This is a genomic window from Streptomyces sp. NBC_00299 (assembly GCF_036173045.1).
Classification (GTDB): Bacteria; Actinomycetota; Actinomycetes; order Streptomycetales; family Streptomycetaceae; genus Streptomyces; species Streptomyces machairae.
Genome location: NZ_CP108039.1, coordinates 7,200,982 through 7,216,976 on the forward strand (window position 1 = coordinate 7,200,982; position 15,995 = coordinate 7,216,976).

General features: G+C 69.2%; 12 protein-coding genes. All 12 read left to right on the plus strand.

What is annotated here, in order from left to right; genetic code table 11:
• The first annotated feature begins 288 nt into the window (after nt 1–288).
• The 12 genes from uvrC to pgi all read left to right on the plus strand — a co-directional run bounded on the left by uvrC (nt 289) and on the right by pgi (nt 15,964).
• Nucleotides 289–2,421 carry an excinuclease ABC subunit UvrC gene (gene uvrC / locus OHT51_RS32060; RefSeq protein ID WP_328882394.1) on the plus strand — a complete coding sequence of 711 codons (2,133 nt, stop codon included), beginning with the start codon at nt 289–291 and terminating at the stop codon, nt 2,419–2,421.
• The gene (gene rapZ, locus OHT51_RS32065; protein WP_328882395.1) at nt 2,418–3,434 is read left to right on the plus strand and encodes an RNase adapter RapZ; all 1,017 of its coding nucleotides are present in this window, start codon (nt 2,418–2,420) and stop codon (nt 3,432–3,434) included. The genes uvrC and rapZ overlap by 4 nt, the downstream gene beginning before the upstream one ends.
• Nucleotides 3,431–4,498, plus strand: coding sequence for a gluconeogenesis factor YvcK family protein (locus OHT51_RS32070; RefSeq protein WP_328882396.1), 1,068 nt, complete (start codon nt 3,431–3,433; stop codon nt 4,496–4,498). Before rapZ ends, OHT51_RS32070 begins: the two co-directional genes overlap by 4 nt.
• Nucleotides 4,489–5,478 carry a DNA-binding protein WhiA gene (gene whiA, locus OHT51_RS32075; RefSeq protein ID WP_055621477.1) on the plus strand — a complete coding sequence of 330 codons (990 nt, stop codon included), beginning with the start codon at nt 4,489–4,491 and terminating at the stop codon, nt 5,476–5,478. The genes OHT51_RS32070 and whiA overlap by 10 nt, the downstream gene beginning before the upstream one ends.
• A gap of 153 nt (nt 5,479–5,631) precedes the next feature.
• Complete coding sequence (locus tag OHT51_RS32080; RefSeq protein ID WP_328882397.1) at nt 5,632–8,586, plus strand: M14 family metallopeptidase; 2,955 nt, start codon at nt 5,632–5,634, stop codon at nt 8,584–8,586.
• Nucleotides 8,587–8,815: 229 nt separating this feature from the next.
• Nucleotides 8,816–9,823, plus strand: a complete 1,008-nt coding sequence (gene gap / locus OHT51_RS32085; protein WP_328882398.1) for a type I glyceraldehyde-3-phosphate dehydrogenase — start codon at nt 8,816–8,818, stop codon at nt 9,821–9,823.
• Between the two features lie 154 nt (nt 9,824–9,977).
• Entirely contained in the window at nt 9,978–11,189 is a 1,212-nt protein-coding gene (locus tag OHT51_RS32090; RefSeq protein WP_328882399.1) for a phosphoglycerate kinase, read from the plus strand.
• A 6-nt stretch (nt 11,190–11,195) separates the two neighbouring features.
• Nucleotides 11,196–11,972: a triose-phosphate isomerase gene (gene tpiA / locus OHT51_RS32095; protein WP_328882400.1), complete on the plus strand. Its 777-nt coding sequence runs from the start codon at nt 11,196–11,198 to the stop codon at nt 11,970–11,972.
• 102 nt (nt 11,973–12,074) lie between these two features.
• Nucleotides 12,075–12,305: a preprotein translocase subunit SecG gene (secG, locus tag OHT51_RS32100; RefSeq protein ID WP_328430621.1), complete on the plus strand. Its 231-nt coding sequence runs from the start codon at nt 12,075–12,077 to the stop codon at nt 12,303–12,305.
• Between the two features lie 201 nt (nt 12,306–12,506).
• Nucleotides 12,507–12,842 carry an RNA polymerase-binding protein RbpA gene (locus OHT51_RS32105; protein WP_003957010.1) on the plus strand — a complete coding sequence of 112 codons (336 nt, stop codon included), beginning with the start codon at nt 12,507–12,509 and terminating at the stop codon, nt 12,840–12,842.
• A gap of 145 nt (nt 12,843–12,987) precedes the next feature.
• Nucleotides 12,988–14,256 (plus strand): MFS transporter, encoded by a 1,269-nt coding sequence (locus OHT51_RS32110; protein WP_328882401.1) that lies wholly within the window; start codon nt 12,988–12,990, stop codon nt 14,254–14,256.
• A gap of 52 nt (nt 14,257–14,308) precedes the next feature.
• Complete coding sequence (pgi, locus tag OHT51_RS32115; protein ID WP_328882402.1) at nt 14,309–15,964, plus strand: glucose-6-phosphate isomerase; 1,656 nt, start codon at nt 14,309–14,311, stop codon at nt 15,962–15,964.
• Nucleotides 15,965–15,995: the final 31 nt, after the last annotated feature.

Here is a 15,995-nt window from a genome sequence, read left to right on the forward strand (position 1 = left end):
GCGTGGCATCCGTGTGCTCGTCGTCACGTATCCCACTGAGTCGTCAGGTACGCCAGGGAGAGGGACCGCACGTACGCCCGTGAGACGGACCGCACGCACGGCAATGAGGCGGACCGCGCGGGCGCAGGTGATCCACCGATCAGTCCACCAGGGCCGCGGCTCCCGGAGGCCGGCGCCGACCACCGCCCTGTCCTGGCCGTTCTCGCTTTCCTGGAGACCCGTCTACCGGGTGGGAGGGTTGTCCACAGGCTCGCCGGAGTGTCAGCGGGCGCCAGTAGGGTGTGAGACATGGCCGACCCCTCCAGCTACCGCCCCAAGCCGGGACAGATCCCGGACTCTCCCGGGGTGTACAGGTTCCGTGACGAGCACCGCCGGGTGATCTACGTCGGAAAGGCGAAGAGCCTGCGCCAGCGCCTGGCGAACTACTTCCAGGACCTCGCGGGCCTGCATCCGCGCACCCGCTCGATGGTCACCACGGCAGCGTCCGTGGAGTGGACCGTGGTGTCCACGGAGGTCGAGGCCCTGCAGCTGGAGTACTCCTGGATCAAGGAGTACGACCCCCGGTTCAACGTCAAGTACCGCGACGACAAGAGCTACCCGTACCTCGCGGTGACGATGAACGAGGAGTTCCCGCGCGTGCAGGTGATGCGCGGTCACAAGAAGAAGGGCGTCAGGTATTTCGGGCCGTACGCGCACGCGTGGGCGATTCGCGACACCGTCGACCTCCTCCTGCGCGTCTTCCCCGTGCGCACGTGCTCGGCCGGCGTCTTCAAGAACGCCCGCCGCACCGGCCGCCCCTGCCTCCTCGGCTACATCGGAAAGTGCTCCGCCCCCTGCGTGGACCGCGTCTCCGCCGAGGAGCACCGCGAACTGGCCGACGAGTTCTGCGACTTCATGACCGGCCGCACGAGCACCTATCTGCGCCGCCTGGAGAAGCAGATGACGGAGGCGGCCGACGAGATGGCGTACGAGCGGGCCGCCCGCCTGCGCGACGACATCGAGGCCCTGAAGAAGGCCATGGAGAAGAACGCGGTCGTGCTCGCCGACGCGACCGACGCCGACCTCATCGCGGTCGCCGAGGACGAGCTCGAGGCGGCCGTGCAGATCTTCCACGTCCGCGGCGGCCGGGTGCGCGGTCAGCGCGGCTGGGTGACCGACAAGGTCGAGGAGATCACCACCGGCGCCCTCGTCGAGCACGCCCTCCAGCAGCTCTACGGCGAGGAGACCGGGGACGCCGTGCCCAAGGAGGTTCTCGTCCCGGCCCTGCCCGACCCGGTGGAGCCCGTTCAGGAGTGGCTGACCGGCCGACGCGGTTCGGGCGTCTCCCTGCGCATCCCCCAGCGAGGCGACAAGCGCGCCCTCATGGAGACCGTGGAGCGCAATGCCCAGCAGGCGCTCATCCTGCACAAGACCAAGCGGGCCTCCGACCTGACCACGCGCTCGCGTGCCCTGGAGGAGATCGCCGACGCCCTCGACCTCGACAGCGCCCCCCTCCGGATCGAGTGCTACGACATCTCCCACCTCCAGGGCGACGACGTCGTGGCCTCCATGGTCGTCTTCGAGGACGGGCTGGCGCGCAAGAGCGAGTACCGCCGCTTCCAGATCAAGGGCTTCGAGGGCCAGGACGACGTCCGCTCCATGCACGAGGTGATCACCCGCCGCTTCAGGCGCTACCTCGCCGAGAAGGAGAAGACGGGCGAGTGGACCGACGGTGAGAACAGCCTCGGCGACACGTCGACCGGCCCCCTCACGGATGCCTCCTCCGCGCCCATCGCCGACGGCCTCGATGACGACGTCACCGAAGGCCGGGGCAACGGCCTCAAGGACGACGACGGCCGGCCCAAGCGCTTCGCCTACCCGCCGCAGCTCGTCGTCGTCGACGGCGGACAGCCGCAGGTCGCGGCCGCCCAGCGGGCCCTGGACGAGCTCGGCATCGACGACATCGCCGTCTGCGGCCTTGCCAAACGCCTGGAGGAGGTCTGGCTGCCCGGCGAGGACGACCCGGTCGTGCTGCCCCGCACCAGCGAGGGCCTCTACATGCTCCAGCGCGTCCGGGACGAGGCGCACCGCTTCGCGATCACCTACCAGCGCACCAAGCGGGCCAAGCGCTTCCGGTCCAGCCCGCTGGACGACGTCCCCGGCCTCGGTGAGACCCGCAAGCAGGCGCTGATCAAGTACTTCGGTTCGGTGAAGAGGCTGCGATCCGCGACAATCGACCAGATCTGCGAGGTTCCGGGCATAGGTCGCAAGACGGCCGAGGCGATCGCCATTGCCTTTGCCCAGGCGGCCCCGGCCGCACCCGCCGTGAACACGGCGACTGGAGAGATCATGGAAGACGAGGAATCCGATACGACGGCGGAGACCTCGGGGGAGCCCGTGTCCGCGGGCGCCCCGGACGAACGACGGGGGCAGGAGAGATGAGCGAGCACGAGACACAGCCCACAGGCGAGCGAGATCAACAAGCTCAGGACACGCACAGGAAGGACGGCGAGGATCTCACCCAGCAGGACGCACCCCAGGCAGACGGAGGACAGGTGAGTACGGGCGTCGACGCAGCCGGGGCCCCCGAGGCGGCCATCCCCGAGCTGGTGATCATCTCCGGCATGTCCGGGGCCGGCCGTTCGACGGCCGCCAAGTGTCTGGAGGACCTCGGCTGGTTCGTCGTCGACAACCTCCCGCCCGCGCTGATCCCCACGATGGTGGAGCTCGGCGCCCGCTCCCAGGGCAACGTGGCGCGGATCGCGGTGGTCGTCGACGTCCGTGGCCGTCGTTTCTTCGACAACCTCCGTGAGTCGCTGTCCGACCTCGACACCCGGGGCGTGACACGCCGGATCGTCTTCCTGGAGTCCTCCGACGACGCCCTGGTGCGCCGCTTCGAGTCGGTGCGCCGGCCACACCCCCTCCAGGGCGACGGCCGTATCGTCGACGGCATCGCCGCCGAGCGCGAGCTGCTGCGCGAGCTGCGTGGCGACGCCGACCTGGTGATCGACACCTCCAGCCTCAACGTGCACGAGCTGCGGGCCAAGATGGACGCCCAGTTCGCCGGTGACGAGGAGCCCGAGCTGCGGGCCACGGTCATGTCCTTCGGGTTCAAGTACGGCCTCCCGGTCGACGCCGACCTGGTCGTGGACATGCGCTTCCTGCCCAACCCGCACTGGGTGCCGGAGCTGCGCCCGTTCACCGGCCTCAACGAGGAGGTGTCGGCGTACGTCTTCAACCAGCCCGGCGCGAAGGAATTCATCGACCGCTACTCCGAGCTGCTCCAGCTCATCGCGGCCGGATACCGCCGTGAGGGCAAGCGGTACGTGACCATCGCGGTCGGTTGCACCGGCGGCAAGCACCGCTCGGTCGCCACCTCCGAAAAGCTCGCCGCCCGCCTCGCCTCCCAGGGCGTGGAGACGGTGGTCGTACACCGGGACATGGGACGGGAATGACGGGACGTACACCGCGGCTGAGCAGGCTGCGCCGGGCGGTGCCCGAGTCACGCGCCGCCCGGCCCGCCGAGGCCCGTGGCGCCAGGCCACGCCGCCGGGGCGCCCAGCCCAAGGTCGTCGCCCTCGGCGGCGGCATGGGCCTGTCCGCCTCGCTCGCCGCCCTGCGCCGGATCACCGGCGATCTCACCGCCGTCGTCACCGTGGCGGACGACGGCGGCTCCAGCGGGCGCCTGCGTGACGAACTGGGCGTGCTGCCGCCCGGCGACCTGCGCAAGGCGCTGGCCGCGCTGTGCGGCGACGACGACTGGGGCCAGACCTGGTCCCGCGTCATCCAGCACCGCTTCCACTCCAAGGGCGACCTGCACGACCACGCGGTCGGCAATCTGCTGATCGTCGCCCTGTGGGAGCAACTCGGCGACCACGTCCAGGCCCTCGACCTGGTGGGCAAGCTGCTTGGCGCGCACGGCCGGGTGCTGCCCATGTCCGCCGTGCCGCTGGAGCTGCAGGCCCTGGTCAAGGGGCACGACCCGGACCGGCCCGAGCAGGTCGACACCATCCGAGGACAGGCGAACGTCGCCCTGACTTGCGGCGAGGTGCAGTCGGTGCACGTGGTGCCGCACGACCCGCCCGCCGTTCCGGAGGCCGTCGCCGCCGTCCGGGACGCGGACTGGGTGGTGCTCGGCCCCGGGTCCTGGTTCTCCTCGGTTATTCCGCACCTGCTCGTGCCGGAACTCCTGGACGCCCTCACCGAGACGAAGGCGCGCCGGGTACTCTCCCTGAACCTCGCGCCGCAGCCGGGAGAAACCGAAGGCTTCTCACCGCAGCGTCATTTGGAGGTTTTGGGACGACACGCCCCTAAACTCGCCCTGGACGTGGTGCTGGCCGACGAGGCTGCCGTGCCCGACCGCGATGTGCTCACCGAGGCTGCCAAGCGGCTCGGCGCCGCGGTCGAGCTGGCCCCGGTGGCCCGGACGGACGGGACGCCCCGGCACGACCCGGAGCTGCTCGCCGCCGCGTACGACCGTATTTTTCGGATGCATGGAAGGATCGGCCCATGGCGATGACGGCAGCGGTGAAGGATGAGATCTCCCGGCTTCCCGTCACCCGGACCTGCTGCAGGAAGGCGGAGGTCTCCGCCATTCTGCGGTTCGCCGGCGGCCTCCATCTGGTGAGCGGGCGCATTGTGATCGAGGCGGAGCTGGACACCGCGATGGCGGCGCGCCGGCTCAAGCGGGACATCCTGGAGATCTTCGGCCACAGCTCCGAGCTGATCGTGATGGCACCGGGCGGGCTGCGCCGCGGTTCGCGCTACGTCGTACGGGTGGTCGCGGGCGGTGACCAGCTGGCCCGTCAGACCGGTCTGGTCGACGGGCGGGGTCGCCCGATCCGAGGCCTGCCGCCACAGGTGGTCTCCGGGGCCACCTGTGACGCCGAGGCCGCCTGGCGCGGTGCGTTCCTGGCGCACGGCTCGCTCACCGAGCCCGGCCGCTCGTCCTCCCTGGAGGTGACCTGCCCGGGCCCCGAGGCCGCGCTCGCCCTGGTCGGCGCGGCCCGCCGGCTGTCGATCGCCGCGAAGGCCCGCGAGGTGCGCGGCGTGGACCGCGTGGTCGTCCGGGACGGCGACGCGATCGGCGCCCTGCTGACCCGGCTCGGGGCGCACGAGTCCGTGCTGGCCTGGGAGGAGCGCCGGATGCGCCGCGAGGTCCGCGCCACGGCGAACCGCCTCGCCAACTTCGACGACGCCAACCTCCGCCGCTCGGCCCGTGCGGCCGTCGCCGCCGGCGCCCGTGTCCAGCGGGCCCTGGAGATCCTCGGCGAGGAGGTCCCCGAGCACCTCGCGGCCGCCGGCCGGCTGCGCATGGAGCACAAGCAGGCCTCCCTCGAAGAGCTGGGCGCCCTCGCCGACCCGCCGCTGACCAAGGACGCCGTCGCCGGCCGTATCCGCCGACTGCTGGCCATGGCCGACAAGCGGGCCCAGGACCTGGGCATCCCGGGCACGGAGGCCAACCTCTCCGACGAGCTGGCGGACAACCTCGTCGGGTGAGGTGAGGGATCGTCAATCAGCCGGTGCCGATGTCCACTTGGGACGTCGGCACACCGGTATTTGTCAGTCTTTGCGGCACTCTTGACGGGACCGTGATGTGGCATGAGCCTGGCAGTCATTCGTCACTGTGGCGAAACACTGCTAGGGGGGTTCATGAGACCCAGAGCGAGATCGATCCTCGCTGCCGGTGCGCTCCTGATAGGCGGAGCGAGTATCGCACCGATCGCCCAGGCACAACCGGGAAGTTCACAAGATAGCGACCCGAGCGAAGTCAAGGTCTTCCACGCCGAAGTCACCAAGAAGCAGGTACCCCTGCTGCTGGCGGCCGGCCAGGACGGCCACGAACTCAGTGAGCAGGCGCCCGAGAAGGGCAAGGCCACCGTCGAGGTCTACCTCACCGACGACCAGGCCGAGAAGCTGGAGAAGCAGGGCGTCGAGCTCACCGAGCACGACCTCTCCGCCGGCGCCGAGGCCCGTACCGACAAGGCCGCGGAGGGCGTGTACCGCCCGTACAGCGGAAGCGGGGGGCTCAAGGAGGAGATCGTCCGGACGGGGCAGGAGAATCCCGGCCTCACCAAGGTCGTCTCCATCGGCAAGACGGTGGGCGGCCAGGACATCCTGGCACTCAAGCTCACCAAGAACGCCAAGAAGACGAAGGACGGCTCCAAGCCCTCCGTCCTGTACATGTCCAACCAGCACGCGCGTGAGTGGATCACGCCGGAGATGACCCGGCGGCTGATGCACCACTACCTGGACAACTACAAGACGGACAAGCGCATCAAGAAGGTCGTCGACTCGACCGAGCTGTGGTTCGTCCTCTCGGCCAATCCCGACGGCTACGACTACACGTTCAAGGACTCCAGCACCCGCCTGTGGCGCAAGAACCTGCGAGACATCAACGGCGACGGTGCCATCAGCACCGGCGACGGCGTCGACCTCAACCGTAACTTCACCTACAAGTGGGGCTACGACGACGAGGGTTCGTCCCCGAACCCCACCAGCGAGACCTACCGCGGCGCCTCCCCGGGCTCCGAGCCGGAGACCAAGGCACTGGACGCCTTCGAGCGCCGTATCGGCTTCGACTACGGCATCAACTACCACTCCGCGGCCGAGCTCATCCTCTACGGCGTCGGCTGGCAGGTGGCCACCAACACCCCCGACGACGTCCTCTACAAGGCTCTCGCCGGCACGCCGGACAACCCCGCGATCCCGGGCTACCACCCGCAGGTCTCCTCGGAGCTCTACACGACGAACGGCGAGGCGGACGGCCACGCCTCGAACGTCAACGGCATCGCGATGTTCACGCCCGAGATGTCGACCTGCCAGACCGCGTCGGACATCGACCCTAACGACCAGTGGAACGCGGCCGACTGCCGGTCGGGCTTCAACTTCCCGGACGACGAGAAGCTGATCCAGCAGGAGTTCGCGAAGAACGTCCCGTTCGCGCTCTCCGTCGCCGAGTCCGCCGCGCACCCCGACCAGCCCTCCTCCTCGCTCGGCCTGAAGGCAGCCGACTTCACTCCGGCGCCCTTCACCACGTCGTACTCCCGCGGCGCCGACCAGGAGGTCTCGGTCGTCGCACGCAAGTCCGTGCGCGACAAGGAGCTCAAGTACCGCGTCAACGGGGGCCGTACGCACGACATGGCGCTCCGGCCCTGGAAGGGCGGCGAGACGTACGGCGGTGAGGACAACCTCTACTTCGACGAGTACCGCGCCAAGGTCGCCGACGGCGACCGGGGCGACAAGGTCGAGGTGTGGTTCACCGGCGAGACCAGGAGCGGCAAGAAGGTCTCCAGCGAGCACTTCACGTACACCGTGGCCGAGCGGCCGCGCGCGGACGTGCTCGTGGTCGCCGAGGAAGGCGCCCCCGCCACGCACGCGCAGAAGTACGTCGACGCGCTCAAGGCCAACGGCCACAGGGCGATCGTCTGGGACGTCGCCACTCAGGGCGCGCCCGACGCGCTCGGCGTGCTCGGCTACTTCGACACGGTCGTCCACTACACCGGCGCGAACGTCCCCGGCAACGCCACCCAACTCCAGTTGCGTGCCTACCTCAACGAGGGCGGCAAGCTGATGGAGGCGGGCGAGCAGGCCGGCGGCAACGTCGACCTCGGCGACGGCACCCTGTCGAACGACTTCAGCCAGTACTACCTGGGCGCCTACACCCGTACGTCGCTGCCCGGCGCCACCGGCTTCACAGGCTCCGGCGAACTCGGCGGGTTCACCGGAACTCTCGGCGACGCCACCGGCAACCCGCTGGACAAGGCCGGGAGTTACAGCGTCACCTCGGACCAGCTGGCAGTCGACAAGTACCCGCAGTTCGCCAGCGCGGGCGCGGGCCAGTTCGCCGGAACGGTCAACCCGTACGGCCCCTACGCGGGTTCCTACATGGCGGCCGCCGTGCACACCGACGACGCCTACAAGCGGCTCTCCAGGACCGTCGACCTCACCGGTGTGACCGCGGCGCAGCAGCCGACCCTGCGCACCCAGTTGCTCTGGGACGTCGAGCCCGGCTACGACAACGTCCTGATCGAGGCCCACAGCACCGGGGCCGAGGACTGGACGACCCTCCCCGAGAAGAACGGCGCGAGCAGCAACGCCGTGCCGGCGGAGTGCGAGGCCGGCTTCTACATGGCCGGACACCCCTGGCTCAAGCACTACCTGACGCAGTCGGCGGCAGGCTGCACCGCGTCCGGCAGCAGCGGTCAGTGGAACGCCCTCACCGGCGCCTCCGCGGGCTGGAAGCAGGTCGAGTTCGACCTGAGCGCGTACGCCGGCAAGTCGGTCGAGATCTCGATCAGCTATGTCTCCGACCCGGGCTTCGGCGGACGCGGTGTCCTTGCCGACCAGGCCGCGCTCGTCGTCGGCGGCACGGCCACCGAGACCGAGGGCTTCGAGACCTCGCTCGGCGCCTGGAGCGTGACCGGACCGCCCGCGGGCAGCCCGGCCGTCCTCAAGGACTGGGCGCGCACCGGGGCGCTCTTCCAGACGTACGGTGCGATCACCACGGACGACACGGTGCTGCTGGGCTTCGGCCTGGAACACGTCACCGCGGCGGCCGACCGGACGGCGCTCATCGGAAAGGCCCTCGACTCACTTGACGAGTGACACGCCGAGGTCAACCGTGCGCAACGCACAGTGATCAAAACGAGTGATCCCGGCTTCCGGGCGGGGCGGTCCGTACCCCTACTGGCGGGTACGGACCGCCGTGCCGTGTATGAGGCATCTGGATGTCACCACGGAGGTCTCAGGGAGGTAGGGTCGTAGGCGGTCGGGGACATCCCAAATAGAGCTCGCCGGCACCGCATGGCCGGCGTACCAACGAGGAGATCGGTTCGTGACGATCCGCGTAGGCATCAACGGCTTCGGTCGTATCGGTCGCAACTACTTCCGCGCGCTGCTGGAGCAGGGTGCTGACATCGAGATCGTGGCTGTCAACGACCTGGGTGACACCGCGACCACGGCCCACCTGCTGAAGTACGACACCATCCTGGGTCGGCTCAAGCACGAGGTCACCCACACCGCCGACACGATCACCGTCGACGGCCACACCATCAAGGTGCTGTCCGAGCGCAACCCGGCCGACATCCCCTGGGGTGAGCTGGGCGTCGACATCGTCATCGAGTCGACGGGCATCTTCACCAAGAAGGACGACGCCGCCAAGCACCTCGCCGGCGGCGCCAAGAAGGTCCTCATCTCGGCTCCGGCCAAGGACGAGGACATCACCATCGTGATGGGCGTCAACGAGAACAAGTACGACCCGGCGAACCACCACGTCATCTCCAACGCCTCCTGCACCACCAACTGCGTGGCGCCGATGGCCAAGGTCCTCGACGAGAACTTCGGCATCGTCAAGGGCCTGATGACGACCGTGCACGCGTACACGAACGACCAGCGCATCCTGGACTTCCCGCACAAGGACCTGCGCCGCGCCCGTGCCGCCGCGGAGAACATCATCCCGACCACGACCGGTGCCGCCAAGGCCACCGCGCTGGTCCTGCCGCAGCTCAAGGGCAAGCTGGACGGCATCGCGATGCGCGTCCCGGTCCCGACCGGCTCGGCCACCGACCTGGTCGTGGAGCTGTCGCGCGAGGTCACCAAGGACGAGGTCAACGCGGCCTTCAAGAAGGCGGCCGAGGGTGAGCTGCAGGGCTACCTGACCTACACCGAGGACGAGATCGTCTCCTCGGACATCGTCAGCGACCCGTCGTCCTGCACCTTCGACTCCTCCCTGACCATGGTCCAGGAGGGCACCTCGGTGAAGATCCTGGGCTGGTACGACAACGAGTGGGGCTACTCCAACCGCCTCGTGGACCTCACGGTCTTCGTCGGCAACCAGCTCTGATATCCAGAGCAGGCGCATTGATGTGAGAGCAGGGCTCGGGCGGCGCAGGGACGCGCCGCCCGAGCCCTGACTCACGTGCAGATCAGACCTGTTGGATCACGAGTGCTTCCGAGCACTTACGAGCGATCACGAGCCCTTCTCAGGAGTCCCCTTCATGAAGACGATCGACGAACTTCTCTCCGAAGGCGTCGCCGGTAAGCGGGTCTTCGTCCGCGCCGACCTGAACGTGCCGCTGGACGGCACCACGATCACCGACGACGGCCGTATCCGCGCCGTCCTGCCCACCGTCAAGGCGCTGGCCGAGGCGGGCGCCCGTGTGGTCGTCGCCTCGCACCTGGGCCGCCCCAAGGGTGCCCCGGACCCCGCGTTCTCCCTGGCCCCCGCCGCCGCGCGCCTCGGTGAACTGCTCGGCTCGGACGTCGCGTTCGCGACCGACACGGTCGGCGAGTCCGCCCAGGCCGTGGTCGCCGGCCTCGCCGACGGTCAGGTCGCGGTCGTCGAGAACCTCCGCTTCAACGCCGGTGAGACGAGCAAGGACGACGCCGAGCGCGCCGCCTTCGCCGACCGGCTCGCCGCCCTCGCCGACGTCTACGTCGGGGACGGCTTCGGCGCGGTGCACCGCAAGCACGCCTCCGTGTACGACCTCCCGGCCAACCTGCCGCACTACGCCGGCTACCTCATCGCGAACGAGGTCGCCGTCCTGAAGAAGCTCACCGATGACGTCAAGCGGCCGTACGTCGTCGCGCTCGGCGGCGCCAAGGTGTCCGACAAGCTCGCCGTCATCGACCAGCTGCTCGCCAAGGCCGACCGGCTGCTCATCGGCGGCGGCATGGCGTACACCTTCCTCAAGGCCAAGGGCTACGAGGTCGGCATCTCCCTCCTCCAGGCGGACCAGATCCCGGTCGTCACCGAGTACATGGAGCGCGCCGAGAAGAACGGCGTCGAAATCGTCCTGCCGGTCGACGTCCTGGTCTCCACCGAGTTCCCGGACCTGAAGACCAAGGCCCCGGCCAACCCCACGACCGTCGCCGCGGACGCCATCCCGGCCGACCAGGAGGGCCTGGACATCGGTCCGGAGACCCGCAAGCTGTACGCCTCGAAGCTCGCCGACGCCGCCACCGTCTTCTGGAACGGCCCCATGGGCGTCTTCGAGCACCCCGACTACGCCGAGGGCACCAAGGCGGTCGCCCAGGCCCTCGTCGACTCCAAGGGCTTCACCGTGGTCGGCGGTGGCGACTCCGCCGCGGCCGTCCGCACCCTCGGCTTCGACGAGACTGCATTCGGCCACATCTCGACCGGTGGCGGCGCCTCCCTCGAATACCTTGAGGGCAAGACGCTCCCCGGCCTCGCCGCACTGGAGGACTGACCCTTTATGAGCACGCGCACGCCGCTGATGGCGGGCAACTGGAAGATGAACCTCAACCACCTCGAGGCCATCGCGCACGTCCAGAAGCTCGCCTTCGCCCTGGCCGACAAGGACTACGAGGCCGTCGAGGTCGCCGTCCTGCCGCCCTTCACCGACCTGCGCTCCGTGCAGACCCTGGTCGACGGCGACAAGCTGAAGATCAAGTATGGCGCCCAGGACATCTCGGCGCACGACTCCGGTGCCTACACCGGCGAGATCTCCGGCCCGATGCTGGCCAAGCTGAAGTGCACGTACGTGGCGATCGGCCACTCCGAGCGCCGCCAGTACCACGCGGAGACCGACGAGATCGTCAACGCCAAGGTCAAGGCCGCCTACAAGCACGGCCTGACCCCGATCCTGTGCGTCGGCGAGGAACTGGACGTCCGTGAGGCGGGCAACCACGTCACCCACACCCTCGCCCAGGTCGAGGGCGGTCTGAAGGACCTCCCGGCCGAGCAGGCCGAGACGATCGTGATCGCCTACGAGCCCGTCTGGGCCATCGGCACCGGCAAGGTCTGCGGAGCCGAGGACGCCCAGGAGGTCTGCGCCGCCATCCGCGGCAAGATCGCCGAGCTGTACTCGCAGGAGCTGGCCGACCAGGTCCGCATCCAGTACGGCGGCTCCGTGAAGTCGGGCAACGTCGCGGAGATCATGGCCCAGGCCGACATCGACGGCGCCCTCGTCGGCGGTGCCTCGCTGGACTCCGACGAGTTCGTCAAGATCGTGCGGTTCCGCGACCAGTGAGTTCCTGGTAAGCGGGATCCGTCGTACCCTTGCGGGGGCACAGCTCAGTGGCTGTGCCCCTGTCGTCCATCCAGATCCGAGGAAGTTGGTCCAGCCGTGGTTATGGGGTTCTCGATCGCCCTGATCGTCTTCAGCGGGCTGCTGATGCTGCTGGTGCTGATGCACAAGGGCAAGGGCGGCGGCCTCTCCGACATGTTCGGTGGCGGCATGCAGTCGTCCGTCGGTGGCTCCTCGGTCGCCGAGCGCAACCTCGACCGGATCACCGTTGTGGTCGGTTTGCTGTGGTTCGCGTGCATTGTCGTGCTCGGTGTCCTGATGAAGGTGAACAACTGACCGGCACGCACAATCCACACGTAAGGCCCCATGTTCGGTACGCGCAGCTGAGCGCGGCCTATCATGGGGCTTGCGTCTAGGTGTGAGGGCTATGTAACTCCAATCACTGGACGCGCGTTGGGCCTTACGTAGACTGAGGCGCTCGCAGCGAAGCGAAACGCCGACTCGCTTCGCGGCACCATCACGCAGGGAGTTACGACCGTGGCAAGTGGCAACGCGATCCGAGGAAGCCGGGTCGGGGCGGGGCCGATGGGCGAGGCCGAGCGGGGCGAGTCCGCGCCCCGGCTGCGCATCTCCTTCTGGTGCTCCAACGGGCATGAGACGCAGCCCAGCTTCGCCAGCGACGCGCAGGTTCCCGACACCTGGGACTGCCCGCGCTGCGGCTTTCCCGCCGGACAGGACCGGGACAACCCGCCGGACCCGCCGCGCACCGAGCCCTACAAGACGCACCTGGCGTATGTACGGGAACGGCGCAGTGACGCGGACGGCGAGGCGATCCTCGCCGAGGCGCTCGCCAAACTGCGGGGCGAGATCTAGAGATTGAGACCGGCCGGACACCCTCGGGTGCCCGGCCGGATCTGTACGACGCACCGGCGCCGAGCCGCTCGCGGACCGATTGTCAGTGGCGCCCTCTACGGTTTGTGCATCGATCTTCTGCATCGACGGACCGGGAGGGGGAGTCGTGGCGACGGCTGAGACGGTGGGCGTGGGTGCGCCCGTGTGGCGCGGAGGCTTCGGGCGGCTGTGGAGCGCCGCCGTGCTCTCCAGCTTCGGCGACTCCCTGCGTACGGCTGCCCTGCCGCTCCTTGCCGTGACCCTCACCGACCGGCCGCTGCTGATCGCCGCGGTCACCGCCTGTGGCTATCTGCCGTGGATCATCTTCGGGCTGCTCGGCGGCGCGGTCGCCGACCGGGTGGACCAGCGGCGCGCGATGTGGACGGTGGATGCGTTACGAGGCCTCCTGGTCGGCGCTTTCGCGGTGGCCGTGGCGTTCGGTCACGCCTCGATCGGCCTGCTCATCGCACTGGCCTTCACGCTGACCGCGCTCCAGACACTGTTCGACAACGCCGCCACGGCCCTGCTCCCCGCCCTGGTGGGCCGTGACGCGCTGGGCAGTGCGAACTCCCGCCTCATGACCGGGCAGCGCATCGCCGGCGGACTGATGGGCGGGCCGGTCGTGCCGGTGCTGCTGGCGGTGGGAGCGGCCGTGCCCTTCGCGGTCGACGCCGGCACCTACCTGGTGGCGGCCGTGCTGGTGGTCTCGCTGCGGATCGAGGCGCCCGAGCGGGGGCCGGCACCGGTGGGCAGCACCCTGCGCCGGGAGATCGCGGAGGGACTGCGCACCCTGTGGCGCGACCGGTCCCTGCGAGGACTGTGCGCGGCCACCGCGCTGTGCAACATCGGCATGGGCGCCCAGCTCGCCACCCTCGTCCTCCTAGTGACCGGGTGGCTGGACGCCGGCCCCGTGGGGTACGCGGTGGCGGGCGCCGCCTTCACCGTCGGCGGTCTGACCGGGGGAGTGCTGAACGGCCGGATCGTGAAGCGCCTGGGCGGGATCCGGGCCGTGCTGCTCGCCGGTGCGGTGCAGATCGCGGTCCTCGTCGTCATGGGCACCGTGCGCAGCCTGGCCGTGCTGGTGGCCGCCCTGGCCGTCTTCGGGCTCATGGGCATGGTGTGGAACGTCAACACGACGACCCTCATGCAGCAGCGCAGCCCCGCGGCTCTACTGGGCCGGGTGGCCTCGGCGTTCCGGACCCTGGCCTTCGCCGGGGTGCCGCTCGGCGCCCTGCTGGGCGGCGCCGTCGCCACCGCCTGGGGCCTCAACACCCCGCCCCTGCTCACGGCCGCCTTCTTCGTACTGGCCGTCGCCTCGCTGATACCTGTGCGCAAGCCGGACGTACCTGTTGTTGCGCCGGACGACGACGCCACGACGGCTCACGCCGCGCGCTGATCAATTAGGTTGGAACAGCTGGGACAGGCACGAAAGAAGGCTGAAGTCGGACATGAACGCAGACGGCCGTACCAGGCTCAACCAGACGCCCGAGTGGACCGCGTTGGCCAAGCACCGGGAGGAGCTCGGCGAAGTGCGGCTGCGGGAGCTGTTCGCCGCCGCCCCGGACCGTGGTGCGGGGTACACGCTGCAGGTCGGTGACCTGCACGTCGACTACTCCAAGCACCTGGTCACCGACGAGACGCTGCGGCTGCTGCGCGAGCTGGCCGCCGCGACGGACGTGTTCGGGCTGCGGGACGCCATGTTCCGCGGCGAGAAGATCAACACCACCGAGGACCGCGCCGTGCTGCACACAGCGCTGCGCGCACCGCGGGACGCGGTGATCGAGGTCGACGGGGAGAACGTCGTCCCGGCGGTGCACGCCGTCCTCGACAAGATGGCCGACTTCGCCGAGCGAGTCCGCTCCGGCGTCTGGACCGGGCACACCGGCAGGCGCATCAAAAACGTCGTCAACGTCGGCATCGGCGGCTCCGACCTCGGTCCAGCGATGGCGTACGAGGTGCTGCGCAGCTTCACCGACCGCGGCCTGACCGTCCGGTTCGTGTCGAACGTCGACGGCGCCGACCTGCACGAGGCCACCCGCGACCTGGACGCGGCAGAGACGCTGTTCGTCATCGCCTCCAAGACGTTCACGACGATCGAGACGATCAGCAACGCGACCTCGGCGCGCGACTGGCTGCTGGGCGAGCTGAAGGCGGGTTCGGAAGCCGTCGCCAAGCACTTCGTCGCCCTGTCGACGAATGCCGAGAAGGTGGCGGACTTCGGCATCGACACGGCCAACAAGTTCGAGTTCTGGGACTGGGTCGGTGGGCGCTACTCCTTCGACTCGGCGATCGGCCTGTCCCTGATGATCGCCATCGGCCCGGACCGCTTCCGGGAGATGCTCGACGGCTTCCACACCATCGATGAGCACTTCCGCACCGCGCCCGCGGAGTCCAACGTGCCGTTGCTGCTGGGCCTGTTGGGCATCTGGTACGGCAACTTCCACGACGCCCAGTCGCACGCGGTGCTGCCGTACAGCCACTACCTGTCGAAGTTCACGGCGTATCTGCAGCAGCTGGACATGGAATCCAACGGCAAGTACGTGGGCCGGGACGGGCGGGAGGTCGACTGGCAGACCGGGCCGGTCGTGTGGGGCACGCCGGGCACCAACGGGCAGCACGCGTACTACCAGCTGATCCACCAGGGCACCAAGCTGATCCCGGCGGACTTCATCGGCTTCGCCGAGCCCGTCGCCGAGATGAGCGACGGACTCAAGGCACAGCACGACCTGTTGATGGCGAACTTCTTCGCGCAGACGCAGGCGCTGGCGTTCGGCAAGACGCCGGAAGAGGTGCGGGTCGAGGGGGTGCCGGAGGAGTTGGTGACCCACAAGACGTTCAAGGGCAACCACCCGACGACCACGATCCTCGCGCGCGAGCTGACGCCGTCGGTGCTCGGGCAGCTGATCGCGCTGTACGAGCACAAGGTGTTCGTGCAGGGCGCGGTGTGGAACATCGACTCCTTCGACCAGTGGGGCGTCGAGCTCGGCAAGGTCCTCGCCAAGCGCGTCGAGCCCGCGCTGACGGAGGGCGCTGAGGTGCAGGGGCTGGACGCGTCGACGCAGGCCCTCGTCGCCAAGTACCGGGAACTGCGCGGGCGGCAGTGACCGGGGATCCGGCAGGAACCGCGGATGCGGA